19 protein-coding genes are annotated in these 18,518 nt (G+C 35.2%); 13 read left to right on the plus strand and 6 right to left on the minus strand.

Features of this window, described 5'->3' with window-relative positions:
- Positions 1-366: 366 nt before the first annotated feature.
- The 7 genes from M666_RS04995 (at position 367) to M666_RS05025 (ending at position 5,424) form a co-directional block, all read left to right on the plus strand.
- Positions 367-942, plus strand: coding sequence for a hypothetical protein (locus M666_RS04995; RefSeq protein ID WP_029447507.1), 576 nt, complete (start codon positions 367-369; stop codon positions 940-942).
- A complete protein-coding gene (locus tag M666_RS05000) occupies positions 935-1,273 on the plus strand; it encodes a hypothetical protein (RefSeq protein WP_029447506.1) in 339 nt (112 codons plus the stop codon). Before M666_RS04995 ends, M666_RS05000 begins: the two co-directional genes overlap by 8 nt.
- A 67-nt stretch (positions 1,274-1,340) precedes the next feature.
- On the plus strand, positions 1,341-2,414 hold the full coding sequence (locus tag M666_RS05005) for a hypothetical protein (RefSeq protein ID WP_029447505.1): 1,074 nt from the start codon (positions 1,341-1,343) through the stop codon (positions 2,412-2,414).
- Positions 2,415-2,521: 107 nt separating this feature from the next.
- Positions 2,522-3,169: a hypothetical protein gene (locus tag M666_RS05010; protein WP_029447504.1), complete on the plus strand. Its 648-nt coding sequence runs from the start codon at positions 2,522-2,524 to the stop codon at positions 3,167-3,169.
- Between the two features lie 143 nt (positions 3,170-3,312).
- Positions 3,313-3,687, plus strand: coding sequence for a hypothetical protein (locus M666_RS05015; protein WP_029447503.1), 375 nt, complete (start codon positions 3,313-3,315; stop codon positions 3,685-3,687).
- Positions 3,688-3,745: 58 nt separating this feature from the next.
- Complete coding sequence (locus M666_RS05020) at positions 3,746-4,663, plus strand: SH3 domain-containing protein (RefSeq protein ID WP_029447502.1); 918 nt, start codon at positions 3,746-3,748, stop codon at positions 4,661-4,663.
- Between the two features lie 53 nt (positions 4,664-4,716).
- On the plus strand, positions 4,717-5,424 hold the full coding sequence (locus tag M666_RS05025; protein WP_193353730.1) for a DUF1963 domain-containing protein: 708 nt from the start codon (positions 4,717-4,719) through the stop codon (positions 5,422-5,424).
- Between the two features lie 53 nt (positions 5,425-5,477).
- Here M666_RS05025 and M666_RS05030 read toward each other — a convergent pair whose 3' ends face one another.
- A complete protein-coding gene (locus M666_RS05030; protein WP_029447500.1) occupies positions 5,478-5,696 on the minus strand; it encodes a hypothetical protein in 219 nt (72 codons plus the stop codon).
- Between the two features lie 305 nt (positions 5,697-6,001).
- Here M666_RS05030 and M666_RS05035 point away from each other — a divergent pair, with 305 nt between their 5' ends.
- From M666_RS05035 to M666_RS05050, 4 genes are all read left to right on the plus strand, one after another.
- Positions 6,002-6,889, plus strand: coding sequence for a dienelactone hydrolase family protein (locus M666_RS05035; RefSeq protein ID WP_029447499.1), 888 nt, complete (start codon positions 6,002-6,004; stop codon positions 6,887-6,889).
- 7 nt (positions 6,890-6,896) lie between these two features.
- A complete protein-coding gene (locus tag M666_RS05040; RefSeq protein ID WP_029447498.1) occupies positions 6,897-7,355 on the plus strand; it encodes a tetratricopeptide repeat protein in 459 nt (152 codons plus the stop codon).
- Positions 7,356-7,601: 246 nt separating this feature from the next.
- A complete protein-coding gene (locus M666_RS05045; RefSeq protein ID WP_029447497.1) occupies positions 7,602-8,312 on the plus strand; it encodes a hypothetical protein in 711 nt (236 codons plus the stop codon).
- A gap of 155 nt (positions 8,313-8,467) precedes the next feature.
- Positions 8,468-9,307: a hypothetical protein gene (locus tag M666_RS05050; RefSeq protein ID WP_226989952.1), complete on the plus strand. Its 840-nt coding sequence runs from the start codon at positions 8,468-8,470 to the stop codon at positions 9,305-9,307.
- Positions 9,308-9,380: 73 nt separating this feature from the next.
- Here the strand turns inward: M666_RS05050 and M666_RS05055 are convergent, their stop codons facing one another.
- Positions 9,381-10,586 carry a C40 family peptidase gene (locus M666_RS05055; protein ID WP_029447495.1) on the minus strand — a complete coding sequence of 402 codons (1,206 nt, stop codon included), beginning with the start codon at positions 10,584-10,586 and terminating at the stop codon, positions 9,381-9,383.
- 182 nt (positions 10,587-10,768) lie between these two features.
- Between M666_RS05055 and M666_RS05060 the strand changes: the two genes are divergently transcribed.
- On the plus strand, positions 10,769-11,143 hold the full coding sequence (locus tag M666_RS05060) for a hypothetical protein (RefSeq protein WP_029447494.1): 375 nt from the start codon (positions 10,769-10,771) through the stop codon (positions 11,141-11,143).
- A gap of 64 nt (positions 11,144-11,207) precedes the next feature.
- Here the strand turns inward: M666_RS05060 and M666_RS05065 are convergent, their stop codons facing one another.
- From M666_RS05065 to M666_RS05080, 4 genes are all read right to left on the minus strand, one after another.
- Positions 11,208-11,852 (minus strand): hypothetical protein, encoded by a 645-nt coding sequence (locus tag M666_RS05065; RefSeq protein WP_029447493.1) that lies wholly within the window; start codon positions 11,850-11,852, stop codon positions 11,208-11,210.
- Between the two features lie 2,018 nt (positions 11,853-13,870).
- A complete protein-coding gene (locus M666_RS05070) occupies positions 13,871-14,314 on the minus strand; it encodes a GNAT family N-acetyltransferase (RefSeq protein ID WP_024482357.1) in 444 nt (147 codons plus the stop codon).
- A gap of 3 nt (positions 14,315-14,317) precedes the next feature.
- On the minus strand, positions 14,318-15,238 hold the full coding sequence (locus M666_RS05075) for a cation diffusion facilitator family transporter (RefSeq protein WP_029447492.1): 921 nt from the start codon (positions 15,236-15,238) through the stop codon (positions 14,318-14,320).
- An 8-nt stretch (positions 15,239-15,246) separates the two neighbouring features.
- Positions 15,247-15,678 carry an RpiB/LacA/LacB family sugar-phosphate isomerase gene (locus M666_RS05080; RefSeq protein ID WP_029447491.1) on the minus strand — a complete coding sequence of 144 codons (432 nt, stop codon included), beginning with the start codon at positions 15,676-15,678 and terminating at the stop codon, positions 15,247-15,249.
- Positions 15,679-16,286: 608 nt separating this feature from the next.
- Between M666_RS05080 and rnr the strand changes: the two genes are divergently transcribed.
- Entirely contained in the window at positions 16,287-18,476 is a 2,190-nt protein-coding gene (gene rnr, locus M666_RS05085) for a ribonuclease R (RefSeq protein ID WP_024482354.1), read from the plus strand.
- Positions 18,477-18,518 lie beyond the last annotated feature (42 nt).

Below are 18,518 nucleotides of genomic sequence, written 5' to 3' on the forward strand. Positions count from 1 at the left end.
CTTCTGGAAGCACATTCAACCCTATAATGATAATTTAAATTGCGCACCAAATTTTAATTAAGAAATTATAAGTCAAAAAGAATGGCAAAACTTAAATAGCTAAGAACCGCCTCCTTTCCTTAAACAGGAAGTGCCTGTAGTAGCATAAAAAATACTAGAAAATTACTCGCTGTAGTCTAATTACGAAAATTATAACCTATTTTCTATTTGGTTTATAAGTGCTAACTTAGTCACTTAAATACTCGTGATAAATTGTATGCCTAAAATTTCTGTTCTTCTAATAACCATTACATTTTTTGGCACAGAGCTGCTTTCTTCTAAAAATTTTCACAAACAAATAAACTTCAAAAGCTAAAAACCAAGCACATGAAACTCTCCCCTTTAAGCTTCATCTTATTTTTTCTAATAAGCGGCTGCTGTAAAGACGTTATTGAAAACACCTATACCTTAAATGACTATGACAAAGCCATAATACCCTATACAACGAGCCAGGAGCTACTTTTTACAGATAACAATGGTGTAGAAGTACTAGCGCTCAGTACACCCAGAATAAGCACTGTAGAGGCTAGAAGAGATGGGCCAGATAGTTGCCGCATTACAGAAATAGAAGAAGTAAGTAGCACGCTAACTTTTTCTGCTATAGACCTTACCCTAGACATTATCGTAACAGCAGCTATAGATAGGGCATTTGGTATAAATACACTGACGTCTATGGATACCTATTATCAAAGCCGTTTTCAGTTATCATGCGAAGCCATAGTTAATATGCCTTTAGAAGCGCAAGTTACCACTTATTCTAAGCATGATTTTGATTTTGACAATGTATACGTATTTCAAGACTGTACCGAAAATAGCAGTATTGAAAACATCGTATTCTCCGTCACTAGAGGTCTTGAGTTTATTGCTTTTACGGATGGTCGTTATTTAAAATTAAATGACTAAGAACCTCAACGATTTCTTTGACCATTTGGAAGCGCAGAACTTTCAAAATGAAGCGGACCAGCAAATAGTGAAGAAACTACTAGAAGCAGAAGAAAATTGGCCTGTATCCATAGACACGGTGTCTAAGTTTTTAGAACTATTAGAAAAAGAAATTGGTGGTGTTATTCATAAAAGAAGTTTAGAAGAACTCCTAAAAAAATACAACCAAAACTTGACAAAATATGCATGGAACGCTGAGAGTATTTCTTATGTATTAGACATTTTTAAACTAACGGAAGAGACGACACTAAACAATATATGTTCTAGGGTTTTCAATAAAAAAAACAACTAAACGATTAACGGATACGTACTAATTTTTAAATTGCGTAGTATTCATAGCCAGCACCAATATTTAAAAAATGAACAAACTACTCTTATCTTTTTTAGCCTTATCCATTGGCTTTTGTCAAACAGTTATGGGGCAAGAAATAGATTCCACCGCGTTAAAACAACTAGAATTTATTAAAAAAGTAACCTATGGTATGGGGAATGACCTCTTTAAAACAAGAGAGCTTTCCTATAAAATAAAAGAGGATTACGTGGCTCCTTGGGATAAGTTATCCAATAGCAGCATGGAAAATTTGGCTATGGGTTTAGATACTATAATATCTAATGGGTCTATTGCTGTAGAGAAAGGTCATTTTGAGGAAATTAATGTGGTCTTTAGCTCTAAAGTAGAAGGTATTGAAAATCTTGACGACATCTTTACCATAGAATTAGTGGACTATACCTTATTTGATGCAAACAAAAACCCAATACGTCTAAAAGAAAACGCACGAACTAATTTTGGTGCTATATCCAATTCAGGAATCAAAAATGGTCAACAATTTTCGTACCACTACAGAACCATTAGAAGCGCTTTCGAGATGGAATCAAATAAAGATACTCTTGGTATTTCTGGGACGGTAAAATTAAAGGCAAGCTTTCCTTCTGGGTATGACAAAGTAGTAATCACCCCAAAAGATATAGGCAAACAATTTACGATAGGCATTAAAAAATATGAGGTTCTAAATGTTTTCAACAATATTATAATCTTAAAACCTGATTCGAAAAATGAAAATCTTGATCGCGATTTTAAGATTGTAAACCTCAATGCTAAGGGTGATGAAATTAGACAAATAGCCTATTTTGATTTGCTGAAAATGAATGAAGGAAAGGATAAGCCTATTGAAATGATTGGCGTAGGAACACAAACCATTTCAGAAAAAATATATAAGATCTTTACTGAGAACCCAACTATTTCAAAAGAGGAATTTGATAGTATCATTGACCCGATTGCAAAAAAAATATTTAGTGCTGAAGATATTAGAGCCGAAAGAGAAAAGCAATTTGGCGAAACATATATTGCGATAACCAATGCAGGACCTGTTGAAAATTGTTATCTCTATCTTGAAAAAAGGGAATTAAAAAGAGAGTTCGAAAAAGAATTCTAATAGACATGTTCTTTACCTAATACGGACTTAAAGGCTTAAAAAGTATGGTCTGCATATACTCAAATGTGTACAAGTAGATTTATAATAGGGCTTTAGAGAAGAAAACTATGAATCTTTCCTCAACTGACTTTGCCTCTCGCAAACATCTTAAACAGATCCTACTTGTAGGACAATTGTTCCTGCTTATCAGTTGTGCAAACCAACCAACAGAGAAACGGTATTATTCACTTCACGCACTTCAAGAAGAAGAGGCCACGAAGCTTCTAGAATTAGATCATTCTACGATGAATTTTAAAGGCATTACAGATTGGCTTAGTAAAAATCAGACTACAGAAATAACAACTATAGTTAGCTTTAAAGATGGCGCACTGGTAAAAAAAATAATGCCGTCTGTTCGTGGTAACGGACTCTATAAATCAAAAAACATATTAAGTATCACTTCAGATTCTATACTTGTAGACAAGGGATACCCTATAAGCGAATTGAAATGGATCTTAAAAAGACACTATACCAATAATGGAAAAGCATATCAGTATGCAGATTCTCCAGAACGAGCCGCCATTGAAATTACGCTTGATACAAACAAGACGGCAAAGGAATTAAAGCATTCTTTAATACTGCTCACCAGAGTATTTGATGAGGTGAATAGCGAAGAAAAAGAAAGTTTACTACTAAAAGTCATATTTGATTATAACAGGCAACTTCCGCCACCTCCACCGCCAATACATATAGAAATAGTCCCCATCGTAGAATAAAACACAGAAGTAAACCTATCTGTTTACAAGCACCAGATATCAGCAACTATTCTTAGGTAGCAGTTTTTAGAGAGACAACCATTTTTTTTATTAGAACTTATAGCGGTTAAACAATTACAAGTACAAGACTCCGTTTTAAAATCATGGAACCCCATAAAATAGCCCTTTTAGATAACTACCAGCTCTACCAATTGCTACAAAACCATGCCATTGATACAAGTACGCTAGCAGCACTCAAAAAAGAATATGCCTTGCGTAAATTATCGGGGTATGAACAAGAGCGATTGGCACAAAAATATGCCGTTGCCCATACGGATGTTAACGCGGCTTTAGAAAAAAAACCTTGGAGCCCTATTTTAACAGGCTTTGCCTATAACAAGCATTTTAGGTACATCGCCTTCTTAAAAGTGCATGGACGTACACAAGAAGCTAAGCAACACCTACAAGAACTCTATTTAGGTCTTGCGCTCTACTTTTTAGCGTTTATTGCTTTCCTGTTACTCTTCCGCACGCTATAAAAGCAGAAAACTGTATCTTATGATGCGCTAAAGGGCAGCAAATTTTAACCCACCTTATATGAAAAACCTGTACCTAATACTCTTTGTTTTTATTTTATCTGCTCCTTTTAAGCTACGGTCTCAACATCAACCCAAAGACAATCCTATCTATACGGTTGCTGCTAAAAATGGCCTTACGGTTAGGAGTGAAGCTTCTATTCATGGTGAAAAATTGGGGAAATTCCCTCCTGGAGAATATGTAGAATTGCTAGAAGATACGGGTACCTATTTGTCTCTTACAGATCATGGTGTAGCCGTAAACGGAAACTGGTTTAAAGTTAAAACGATGCGTAACGCTTGGGAAAACAAACCCATCTTAACCGGTTATGTATTTAGTGGGTATTTATTAAAAAATGAACACAAACCGTACAACCCTTCTGATGCGCTTACCACGGAAACAAGCACCTTAAAGTTTAACAGTTTTGATCTCAGCTTTTATTTTTATGAAACGGAGAAGGGCTCTGAAACTTCTACTATGGTAAAAAAAGATACCCTGTTTATGTATGAAGCGGTATTTAATGATTTAGGAGACCGGTTAATTTATATTGAACCGAAGGTAAACACCACTAAAATTGAATTGTTCTATACGTTTAAAGAATCGGTTTGGGAATATAATTTTGATGCATCAAAATCAAAAGAAAAATATGCTTGGGAGGGGTATGGCCCTTTTAAAGAACTACCACTTACAAGACATATGGCCTTATTTCCGCAAATACGGTATGAAAAAATTGAAACCGCTAGACAGGTAAATTTAAAATTAAACGATACGCTGGTGCATTACCCAGGAGAAATGGGAGGCACTACAGCGACGATGAGCTACCAAGGGAGACCATTAGTACATTTTATTGCTGATACTCTTCTAAAGATTGTGTTACACCATAGCAATGGTACTACAGAAATAAAATACGTAAATATTACTTTGTCTTACGGTTGCTAAACCATTTATAAGGCACTATATTTTCTAAACTCATTGAAAAAAGGAAATCAATATTGACACCAGAAGAAGTAAAACATAAAATTTCTAAAGAAGCCACCATCTTTAAGGTGGGCGGTTTTAGACCTGAACATACTATTGAAGAAAGTTGGATTGGGAAAGTAAGCGTTTATACGAAAGAAGAAAGCATCCCTCTTGATGCAAACGGAGCTCTAATGTTTCCCTTAGCACAGTTCTACCTTCCAAACCTACCTTTTGTTCCTACTAAACTATCAAAAACAAAAATAATAACTGTTTTTATCGCTAATACATACCCGGAATGTTTTGAAGAAATGGGACAGCATTGGGTTATTCGTGAGTATGAGAATTTAGATAGCATTGTACTTAAAGACCTATCTAATCCGGAATCATTCATTAAGGCTTTTCCTCTAAAACCAGCATTAGAAAAAGACTGCCCACTTTGGGATGGCGGAGGATTAACTCCTGAAATGGAAGATGAGATACTAGCCCTTGAAAATGAGGGTGTTATTGATGATTATTATGACCTTGCAGATTTCCACCAATATGAACATAAGCTTGGAGGGTATCCTTCTTTCTGTCAGCCAGGAATTGGTATTGCTGATGGTTTTGGAGAAGGCTTTGAATTTGTATTTCAAATTACCTCCGATGAAAAAATAAATTTGAATGTAATTGATAGTGGAAGTCTAATGTTTGGAAAAAATGATCAAACCAAGAAATGGGCTATCTATTATGATTTTTATTGAAGAACTAGGTAAAATGTATGTGCTAATAGTTAAAAATCTGTTCGTTGCTTGTCTTAAGCCAATTTAGTCTTGTTTGCTTTTGTAGTAAATGCCAATTCTTTTTTAACTCTAGAATTTTTGTACATGTATAATCGCGCTGTAGACGTTTCATAGCTCGTTTTTGTAACAATAGTTTTTAGAGTGGTTTCTACTTTCACTTCTTTAGGGGTCTCTTGTGCTTGAGCCGTTATTCCAGTAAAGATTAAAAAAAGAGTGATTAGTAAAGTTTTCATGTCTTGTAATTTGTTACACTAGTAGAACGCAGTAGACCTTGTTTTACTAGGTTCTGATTCGCCCAACGACACTGTTTTTCGTTGTCTTGAGGAATATCAGCTAAGCGGTAAAACAACCCCGATTAATGACAAGGTTCCTATTTTCCGTTTACCGAAACGCTATGCATTTCATCGGTAGTAAGCTGTAAGGGTTGGTTTTAATTGTAGCGTTATACCCTTTCATTTATCGATTGCTTGGCATACCTGCTTGGGCTTAAACAGCAACAAAAAAATTCTTAACTTTCCTACGCACAAATAATAAGGCTATGAAAGATTTAAAAAAAGAAGCTATTTCTCAAGAGGTGTTTGATCTGTATGATGATTACGCCCATAATAAATTAGACCGCAGGCAATTTGCCGAAAAACTATCGCTTTACGCGGTGGGTGGTCTTACGGTAGCTTCGTTATTAAGCTTTATGTCGCCCAACTATAAAGACACCTTATTGGTGCAACCCAATGATCCTACGCTGGATTCTGACTATATTACTTATGATTCTCCTAAAGGTGGTGGTACCATCAAAGGCTTACTTTCTAAACCAAAAGATCTTAAAACCAAACTTCCCGGAGTCATCGTGGTCCATGAAAATAGAGGTCTAAATCCGTATATAGAAGATGTAGGCAGGCGCGTGGCGGTAGCAGATTTTATAAGCCTTGCCCCAGATGCCTTAACTCCGCTAGGTGGGTATCCTGGAAATGATGATGACGGTAGGGCTTTACAAAAAGAGCGCAACCAAGCAGAAATGCTAGAAGATTTTATAGCGGCCTATGACTATTTAAAAAACCATGAAGACTGCAATGGTCATATAGGTGTGGTTGGGTTTTGTTTTGGTGGATGGATTGCCAATATGTTGGCGGTACGTATTCCGGAGCTTGGCGCTGCAGTACCGTATTATGGCAGACAACCCGAAGCAGAAGATGCGGCTACAATTAAAGCACCGCTACTCTTGCAGTATGGCGAATTAGACGAACGGGTAAATGCAGGAATACCAGCTTATGAAGCGGTCTTAACAGCACATGCTATAACCTACGAAACACATATATACCCTAAAGTAAACCACGGTTTTCATAATAACACTACGCCAAGGTTTGATAAAGCTGCGGCCGATTTATCCTGGAGCAGAACCATCGCCTTTTTTAAAGAACACTTGAAATAACAATAAAATGAAAACATTAGACGAAAATCTTCATCTTGAAATAGAAAAATTATCGGAGCAAGGTGATGCTTTTGCCGAAACAGGTAATTATAGCGATGCCCTTACCGCATACTGGAATGCTTATGATCTAGTACCAGAGCCCAAAACAGAATGGGAAGCTACCACTTGGATCTTAGTGGCTATTGGCGATGCTAATTTTTTAGGTGCAGATTTTCAAGCAGGTCTAGAGAACCTCAGCAATGCCATGCATTGCCCTAATGGCATTGGGAATCCTTTTATACATTTAAGGCTTGGGCAATGTCAGTTAGAAACCGGAAATTTAGAAAGGGCTGCAGATGAGCTTACCAGAGCGTATGCTTTGGAAGGCGAAGCATTATTTGCGGACGACGACCCTAAATATTTTGAGTTTTTAAAAACAAAAATTACCGTAGAAAAACCAAAGAAAAAACCTTGGTGGAAGTTTTAGAAGTTAATCTTCCATACTCGTAGCACTGTTAATTATGATATAACTTCTAGGGACTTATCGTACAATATAAGCATCCCTCTTTTAGACAAAGCATCAGCCTTTATTTGCTACGCTATAAGGTAACGCTATAGGAACATCGCCCTAAAAAAAACCTGTTCCCTCAAGGAAAGTGCCACTTCCCTAGTTGCCCCTTTAATCCTAGGGTTCAATAACATAGTTTTGAGCATCGACCTAAAAAAAACAACTATGAAAACTATTTTTAGTACCCTAATAACCTTATTACTTCTAGCCTCTTGTACTACAGAGAAAAAACCCAAAGTAGTCTATACAGACCAAGAAGCTAAAACGCTTGCCAAAGACACGTCTGTAGTTGTCGTGGCAGATTTACCCATCTTAATAGACAGTACTAACTTTTTGATGCACCCCATAGGAGAATTGCAATTGTATGCTAAAGACCGTAAGTATACTTCCAGCTCTTGGAGTTATGCTGCGGGTACTAATTTTAGTATTGCAGACTATAACAATTATACCTTAAACGGAACGCTAAAAAATATAAAGTTTGAAGAAGTAGGTACCAACAAACTTGTACCGCTTACCGATAAAAATATAATGATAACGTCTGCTCATTTCTTGTGGGATTTGTATGAGAAAACCGGCAAACAGCTTTTTATTTATGATGTGATTGATGCTGATACCAATAGTGATGGTGTTTTAGATGGTATGGATATAAAAACCTTATACCTCAGCAAAATAGACGGCTCTAATTTTAAACGTTTGATGCCAAAAAATCATGAATTATTAGAGTGGAAGATCATATCAGAAATAGACCGTTTGTATGTAAAAAGTATTGAAGACACTAATAAAGACGGTAATTTTGATAAGAATGATAAATTGCATTACAACTATGTATACTTAATAGATGAGGCCTTAGAAGTGATTGATTATTACCCTAATTAATCGCCATACACGCTTCTTTTTCTCTGCAACAGATTCTTTATAGAAATACATAGAAAACAGGAATTAAGTTAAAAAATGGTCTAATTGCCTAAAAAGTAGGCCTAAAAAAGTTTAGCAGTCTTTTAAGTTTGTATATTATCGTCCTAATTTTGAAAATGATGAGAAAAAGTTTTCCAGTGTTACTAGGCGCATTTTTAGTAACCACCATGATGAGCCTCCATGCTCAAGAAATTCCCGTAGAAAATCTAAACACTTTATTACCACAATACAGCCAGCAGTATGCTAAAACCATATTAGCCGATGAGATAAAAGGGATTCATGTAGAGCATATTGCATTAACAGGAAAAAACGCGGTGCTTGATGCTACAGCACCTGGCCATAAGCTTATCTACCTATTCTTTAAAGGGAATGGTACCGTAAATGCTGCAGGTACCGATTACGCTATTGTTCCTGAAACTATTTTATTGCCTAATGCCGTTGAACAAATAAAAGTAAGCACGGCAGTGAATGATACGCTTCATTATTTACGTATAGCAAGCAAACTAAGCAAGCAAGATCTTATAGATTTAGAGACGTTTCCTAAAGAGAATACACAACAGGTATATTATAAGAAGTTTACCGATTGTGAGCCGTATACGGAGCCTATAAAGAGCCCTAATACCGTGAGTAGAACGATAATGCCTAATAAGATTATTCCCAGAATAGCCATGGGAACGGTACAAACCAAAGGGCCAGACAAAGTAGACCCGCATGAGCACCCTATGTTAGAGCAATTATTTTTAGGACTTTCTGAAAATGATGTGATTGTTTATGCAGATGATGAGCATACCCCTTTAGAGGAATATGCTTTGTTACACATTCCCTTAGGATCTAGCCATTCTGTTACGGTAGAAAAAGAAAAAGTGATGTACTATGTATGGATGGATTTCTTTTTAGATGCCAAAGGCGAAGAGTGGTTAAAAACACACCAAGTGATTGAGAAAGAAAACGAATAAGTAGCTATTCCCATAAAAAAAAGGTCCTATAACAGAGTTGTAGGACCTTTTTTTATGAATAATTTTAATGGTGTTAGTCATTAAAAACAGGCGTCTGTTTTAAATCTACAAGGGCACCCACCGTACTTTTTGCTACACGTTTAGCCCGCAAAAACCTATCGTGGTTATGGGCATCATAATTCGCTGCTTTTTTATCCATACTACTAATATGTACCTGTCCAGACGAATGGATGAATTGGTTATCGCCAATCCACATGCCTACATGTACTACCCTTTCTTTGGTATCTTCTGTAGCGGGTGTACCAAAAAACAAAAGATCTCCAGGAAGCAGCTCGTTAAAGTTTTTCTCTGTATCAATAGTTTCTCCCGTATGCACCTGTTGTGATGCATCTCTAGGAATAATCATTCCGTTTAAAAAGTAAATGGTTTTAGTAAAGCCACTACAATCTACTCCTTTGGTAGAAGTACCACCCCATAAATACGGTAAGCCCATTAGTTGTTTCGCTGTAGTCACTAAATTTTCTTGACTAGGTTCTGCCGTTGCCAACCAATCTGAGTAGTGGGCTGCTTCGGTTTTTAAAACATACGCCTCACGCCCATCTGGGTATTTTACCATAAAAAAATCACTTCCTTCATCCTCATCGGTTACCAATAATTCAAGAACTCCGCCAGCGACAATATCAGACACTACTTGTGAGTTTACATCGGGAGCCACATAGGTAGCACCGCTGATTTTGGTATAGATCATTTTTTGCGCGTCTTTCCAATGTTGAAAATCGGCTTCATTCATGGCTACAATTCCGCCATCATCTACCCATGATAAATATTGATCTGGAGTTTGTATCAAAGACCAAGAACCTTCTTTCTTAAATATTTTTACGGGCGTGCCTAAAGTTGCTTGGGTGCCTAATTCTGCCGAATGTTTAGGGTTACTTCTTAGATTGGCTACAGATATGGTCACTAGGCCGTAGGTAGTATCTTTTAAGTCTTCTTCCGGTAAAAGTTTTATATCATCTACAAATGCTATTCCTTCTTCTGTTAAGCGCTCTCGTAATGCCGTTACCGCATCAGGAAGGTTACTTTCTCCATATAAGGTATAGTTATTTTTTATACGGTATGCCGAAACATCAAATAAAGCTACCCGTTTATCAGGAGCATATTCAGAGCGTATTGCTGCGATATCATCAATTAAAACAGCATCATTTTTATCATCACTAGAACAAGAAAATAAGGTGAGTAGTAAAAGGGGAATGGTTAGTAATGAACTGCGTTTTTTCATGAATACAAATTTAATAACACGATTTGCCTAAAATTAAGGCTATTTTTTTAGTTAGGCGGTATTCCTAACAAGAACTTAACGGTCTTATTAAGGCTAAAATCTAACGGCTTTAAAACCTTAACACACTGTTAATCAATGCTTATTATTTTGTAGTGGTATAAAAATTACGTACTTTCAAGACTATGATCGAATATGAAAAATTAGAAAACAAAAACTTAATTGAGAAATCAGTAACTCATTTAGAGGCTACTGGATTTGAGCACATTAAAGCTGATATGGAAGGGTATGAGACTCCAAAATCCTACGCTAGGAAAGGACATGATTCTAAGATTACTCCAGATATTGTTGCGATTAAAAATGGTAGAAAATACTTTTTTGATATTAGTTTAAAATCTAAGAAACCTAGGTTACTAAAGACCAAATGGTTGTTTTTAGATACCATAAGCCGGATGAAATCTGATCGGTTTAGGATTATCACGACTAAAGGGCATTATAAATTTACAGAGGATATGCTAGAAGATATTAACCTTGCTAATAAACAACCTATAAAACTTTAAGCTAAAAAAATCAATGAAAAAGGCGCCTGTGGGCGCCTTTTTTTATGTGTCATAAACGAGGGTATTACAATTTAATTTGGGTGACATAACCCCCAATAAATTGCTCTACTTGGCTAGGTTTTTTAAATTTCTTGTGGTCGTCATCAATCTCTATACTTATTAAGTATTGGTTGCTATCATAAGCCAAATAACCAACAATATCAGAACTACCACCCATAGAACCAAAACGTGGAGAAACAATAATCTCTTTATCAAAATGATTAATACTAGTGGCTGCATGTGCTCCTATGATTGCAGAAGCGGGAGTAGTATCAAAAGCCATGAGGTACATTTCTTTATGAATACTTCCTGATTCTGTTTTAAAATATGGGTCATTAAAATCAAATATAGTGATACGTATTTCCTGACAAGTTTTTGGCAAACAATAGGTGAATTTTAATTGCCCGTGATAAGGATCCATATCTGTTGCGGTACAGGCTCCAATTTCTTTAAATACATAATTAGCGTAGGAGGTTACTTTTGGAAATTTAGCATACAAATGTGCTTTTTCTTTTTTGCAGCCTAATTTGTTTAATGGGGTAATCACAATTTCTCCACGATCTTTTAAAGATAAACAAGAAGAAGATCCACCGGTTTTACACGGGGTTGATTGTGATACTACAGGTTGATAAAGCGCTAGTAGTAGTAAAATAAGCAGGTTTTTTTTCATCTTTTTTGATGTTGGTCTTTAGGTAGATTGGGGATAAGCAAACGGTTTTATAGGCACTTTATACTATAAGTACTTCTTATAACAAAAACGCATTATACTATAAACGCTTCTAGTTAACTATTATTTTCTGCAGAGCATGTAAAGTGCTTATTTTCTTTCTATGTAATTTTAGGCGTAGTGGAAATTCAACAACGGTTGTTGAATTACTAAAACATAAAATCAAGGACGGTTGTTGAATTAACAAAACAGAAACCACACCGTCAGTTCGAGTGCTGCGACCAACGGGAGAAGAGTATCGAGAACTTTTTGGAGTTATTAACACTTCTCGATAAAAATGATTTCTTCGCTTACGCTACGAAATAATTCACTCGAAGTGACAACACAAATTCAAGGACGGTCCTTGAAAAATCAACAACGGTTGTTGAATTAACAAAATCGAAAGTACACCGTCAGTTCGAGTGCTAAGATCAACGGGAGAAGGGTATTATGAACTTTTTGAAGTTATTAACACTTCTATATAATAATGATTTCTCCGCTAATGCTTCAAACTAATACACTCAGAGTGACAAGACAATTTCAAGGACCGTCATTGAAAAATCAACAACGGTTGTTGAATTAACAAAACAGAAACTACATCATCAGTTCGAGTGCTGCGACCAGCAGGAGAAGGGTATTATGAACTTTTTGGAGTTATTAACACTTCTCAATACACATGATTTCTTCGCTAACGCTACAAAATAATTCACTCAGAGTGACCACACGAATTCAAGGACCGTCATTGAAAAATCAACAACCGTTGTTGAATTACTAAAACATAAAATCAAGGACAGTTGTTGAATTAACAAAATAGAAACTCTACCGTCAGTTCGAGTGCTACGACCAGCGGGAGAAGGGTATTAGGAACTTTTTGGAGTTATTAACACTTCTCGATACTAATAATTTCTTCGCTAATGCTTCAAACTAATACACTCAGAGTGACAACACAAATTCAAGGACGGTCATTGAAAAATCAACAACGGTTGTTGAATTAACAAACTATACTAGAAACAAAATTTACTGTCAGTTTGCGTGCTTCGACCAGCGGGAGAAGGGTATTATGAAACTTTTGGAGTTATTAACACTTCTCGATACTAATGATTTCTTCGCTACCGCTACAAAATAATTCACTCGAAGTGACAAGACAATTTCAAGGACCGTCATTGAAAAATCAAGGACGGTTGTTGAATTAACAAACTATACTAGAAACAAAATTTACTGTCAGTTCGAGTGCTGCGACCATCGGGAGAAGGGTATTAGGAACTTTTTGGAGTTATTAACACTTCTCGATACTAATGATTTCTCCGCTATCGCTTCAAAATAATTCACTTGAAGTGACAACGCGAATTCAAGGACCGTCATTGAAAAATCAACAACGGTTGTTAAATGAACAAAATAGAAACTCTACCGTCAGTTCGAATGCTGCGACCAGCGGGAGAAGGGTATTAGGAACTTTTTGGAGTTATCAACACTTCTCGATACTAATGATTTCTTCGCTAATGCTTCAAAATAATTCACTCGAAGTGACAACACAAATTCAAGGACCGTCATTGAAAAATCAACAACCGTTGTTGAATTAACAAACTATACTAGAAACAAAATTTACTGTCAGTTTGCGTGCTTCGACCAATGGGAGAAGGGTATTATGAACTTTTTGGAGTTATTAACACTTCTCGATACTAATTATTTCTTCGCTAATGCTTCAAAATAATTCACTCGAAGTGACAACACAAATTCAAGGACCGTCATTGAAAAATCAACAACCGTTGTTGAATTAACAAAATAGAAACTACACCGTCAGTTCGAGTGCTTCGACCAACGGGAGAAGGGTATTAGGAACTTTTTGGAGTTATTAACACTTCTCGATACTAATGATTTCTTCGCTATTGCTGCAAAATAATTCACTCGAAGTGACAACACAAATTCAAGGACGGTCATTGAAAAATCAACAACCGTTGTTGAATTAACAAGTTATAAACAGGCTAATTTTTAATCATGTTCATGTGCGGAATACCGTCTTCTAAATATTCTTCACCAACAACATTAAACCCTAAAGAGGTGTAGAATTTTAAAAGGTATTTTTGAGCAGAAATACGAATAGTATCTTCACCATACGCTGTTTTAACCGCAGCAATAGAAGCTTTCATAATTTCTCTACCAAAACCATCTTTTCTGTATTTAGGATTCACCACTACCCTACCAATACTGGCTTCTTCAAAATAATCGCCTGCTTTAAAAATACGCGTATAAGCCGCTACATCTTCCTCATGATAGCCAATAACATGCAGTGATTTGAAATCTTTCCCATCCAAATCTTGATATACACAGTCTTGTTCTACCACGAATACTTCACTACGTAATTGTAGAATAGCATACAATTCTATGGTAGATAAATCTTTAAATTCTTTTACTTGAACCTTTAGCATAACTTAATCTTGTACTATAATTTGTTTGTTATCTACCTTATCATATTCTGGTTGAATATTCACATGGTTAATTCCGAATTTATGGAACACCTCTTCCTCTATCTTCTCTAATATAGCATCAAACTCAGATAAGCGAATATCGGTATCAAAATCTATATGGGCTTCTAAATGTATTTCGTCTTCATTTAATTGCCAAATATGCACGTGGTGTACATTCTTGATTGTATCTATCTTATGTAAGGCTTCTACAATTTTATTAACTTCTATCGTATTAGGAGTAAAAAGCATGAGTACCCGCGTAGATGTTTTTAAAAGATCATAACCTACATAGATAAGGTAAAACGCAATAATTAAGGTAAGCAAAGCATCTACCCAATACAGTTCATAGAATTTCATGACCAGACCACCTATTAATACTGCTACAGAAGCTAACATATCTGTTAGTAAATGTAGATAAGCAGATTTCATGTTCATATTGCTATCAGCATCTTTCTTTAATAATAAGACACTTAAGCCATTAGCCACAATACCTAATAAGGAAAGCCAAATAACAATATTTGATTGAATTACCGGTTGCGCCTCTAAAAAACGTTCTACAGCTTCTTTGATTAATATAATAGCAACTACTATTAAGGAAGCAGAGTTTACAAAGGCCGCAATAATCTCTGCGCGTTTATAGCCAAATGTTTTATTGGTAGACGCTTCTTTTTTTGCAAATAAAGTGGCTATATAACTCACAATAAGCGATAAGACATCACTAAAATTGTGCAGCGCATCAGACAATAAAGACAAACTACCAGATACCAAGCCGCCAATAACTTGCGCTACGGTGATAATGATATTTAGTAAGATAGATATAAGAAGGTTTCTTCCTTTTAGATCTGGATGGTTATGTTGATGGCCATGTGCGTGATTGTGACCCATACCTATTCTTATTTACAAGGTATTTTTTCTACTCTGCGTTCATGTCTACCACCTTCAAACTTAGTGTCTAAAAATGTCTTGACCATTTCTAAAGCTTGCGGTAATGATATATAACGTGCAGGAAGACTTAAAATATTAGCATCATTATGTTGTCTTGCCAAAGCAACTATCTCATTCGTCCAACATAAAGCAGAACGTACTTTTTGATGTTTGTTAGCGGTAATAGAAGCACCATTGCCACTACCACATATAATGATACCAAAATCTACAGCGCTAGAAGCTACATCTTCTGCCACTGGATGAACAAAATCTGGATAGTCTACACTATCAGTACCATCAGTACCATAGTTCTTAACCTCTATATGCATAGATTTTAACATTCCTACAATGGCTAATTTATAATCTGTACCGGCATGGTCATTGCCTATAGCTATCTTCATAATACACTGTTATTTATACCGTAAAGGTACAAATACCTATGGTTTCACCACAGATTTTGGCTTATTAACAACATTTTTTTAACCAAAAGGAAAAGATGCTGTTACTTAGCCCTTTAGTAATTATATAGAATTGTTGATAAACTACTTAAAAAAACTAACTAGTAAATTTTGATATTAAATAGTAATTCTGGTTTACAAAAGTTATTGGTATTTCAACGATAAACTTCTAAAAATCTACTTGAAAGATATCACAACTTCAAACCGAGTAGTTAACAATAAATTTACACCTACTTATCAATAATTTTATGTTCACAGAAGTTATTAAGATTAGTTAATAACCTATTTAAACAACTGATTCTAAAATTGTAATCAATTGTATAAATTGTCAATAAAGTTATTTATAAACGCAAAACAAGTAAACTTAATTAAATTTATATCGGTTATTAACAGACTATAATAATCACCATTTTATTTAAATTTTAAAAAAAAGAAAAAGTATATATATTATATATGTTTATAACTAAGAAGATTTAAAAAAGTGACTTTACAAATGCTTAATGCTACCTATGGATTATAATTTGTAATTTTCCGATAAATTAAAGAATTGAATGTCGAAGAAAAAGAAAAGGTCTTCAGGACAGAAAAAGAATGAAATTACAAGAGGTATTTTCACTGTCCTAGAAAAGGAACCTAATAAAAGTTTTAATTACAAAGAGATTGCTGCTAAGATACAAATTAGTGAAGCCAATGACCGTAATGACTTAATAAAGAGATTAGTACAACTTAAAGAGAAACGTAGAATTGTAGAAACCTCTCCAGGGAAATACAAGGCTATAGAGAATACAAAAACATACCATACTGGTACTGTTGATATTACAGGAAGAGGAAATGCCTACATCATAATTGAAGGTATGGATGATGATGTTTTTGTTCCCGTAAACAAAATAAACAGAGCTTTTCACAAGGATACGGTAGAAATTTACATCTATCCGCGTAGAAAAGGGAAGAAATTAGAAGGAGAAGTTACTAAAATTGTAAAACGCTATAAAACTAGTTTTGTAGGGATTGTAGACATGCAAAAGTCATTTGCTTTTGTACGTATCGGCGATTTTAGAATGTATACCGATTTCTTTATACCAAAAGACAAAATAAACAATGCTCAAGATGGTGATAAGGTTATTGTAGAATATAACGAATGGCCAGATAAAGGCGATTCTCCTTATGGTACTATTACACAAGTATTAGGAAAACCAGGAGAACACAATACAGAAATACATTCTATTTTAGCAGAATATGGTTTACCGTATGAATTTCCTGTAGAAGTAGAACAATTTGCAAATGATCTAGATACTTCTATAAAACCAGAAGAAATTGCAAAACGTAGAGATATGCGTGATACGCTAACCTTTACAATTGATCCGCGAGATGCGAAAGATTTTGATGATGCTTTATCTTTTGAAGTTCTAGAAAATGGAAATTATGAGATAGGTATTCATATTGCAGATGTATCTCATTATCTAACACCAGATACGGTGATGGATGATGAAGCATATGAAAGAGCAACTTCGGTATATTTGGTAGACAGAGTAGTACCTATGTTACCAGAAGTTTTATCTAACAATGCGTGTTCATTACGTCCGCATGAAGAAAAATATACCTTCTCTGCCATATTTGAGATTGATAAAAAAGCACATGTCATAGACCAATGGTTTGGTAGAACAGTTATTAATTCTGATGAGCGTTTTGCTTATGAAGAAGCACAACACATTATTGAAAATAAAGTAAATAGCATTCCTGAAGATATTTCTATTAGAGGTGCTGCTTATGAAGTTTCTGAAGCTGTTGTAAATGCTACTTTAAAATTAGATGAACTTGCAAAAATTATGCGTTCTCGTAGAATGACGGCAGGAGCTATTTCTTTTGATAAAGTAGAAGTACGTTTTAATTTAACACCAGAGGGAGAACCAGAAAGTGTTTATTTTAAAGAAGCAAAAGATGCTAATAAACTTATTGAAGAGTTTATGCTTTTAGCCAATAGAAAAGTAGCAGAGTTTATAGGGAAACAAAAACCTGAAAAAACTTTTGTATACCGGGTTCATGATGAACCTAATGAAGAGAAACTTATGGCATTAAATGGCATTATTTCTCGTTTTGGTCATAAGCTTGATTTTAAAAGTAAAAAAACGATAAGTAGTTCTTTGAACCAGCTTTTAGAAGATGTAAAAGGTAAAGGGGAACAAAATATGGTAGATACCCTTGCTATACGTACCATGAGTAAGGCTATTTATACCACAGACAATATTGGTCACTATGGTTTAGCTTTTGATTATTATACGCATTTTACCTCACCAATTCGTAGGTATCCAGATGTTATGGTGCACCGATTGTTACAACATTATTTAGATAATGGTGCTACCGCTAAAAAAGAAGTGTACGAAGAAAAATGTAAACATTCTTCAGATATGGAAGGCTTAGCCGCAAGTGCAGAACGTGATTCTATTAAGTACATGCAGATTAAATTCATGGAAGATCATCAAGATCGTGAATTTATTGGCGTTATTTCTGGAGTTACCGAATGGGGCATCTATGTAGAGATTATAGAAAACAAATGCGAAGGAATGGTTCGTATCAGTGATATAAAAGGCGATTATTATAATTTTGACGAAAAAGAATATGCTATTATTGGAGAACGTACCAAGACTGTATATCAATTAGGAGACGAAGTTAAAGTAATGGTTAAGAACACAGATCTTGTAAAAAGACATCTTGATTTTACATTGATTGGTAAAGCAGAATAGTCAGGTTTTACATTTTGGAATAGAATTTGTTTAGTATTAGTT

The sequence above is a fragment of the Cellulophaga baltica 18 genome, from assembly GCF_000468615.2.
GTDB classification, from domain to species: Bacteria; Bacteroidota; Bacteroidia; order Flavobacteriales; family Flavobacteriaceae; genus Cellulophaga; species Cellulophaga baltica.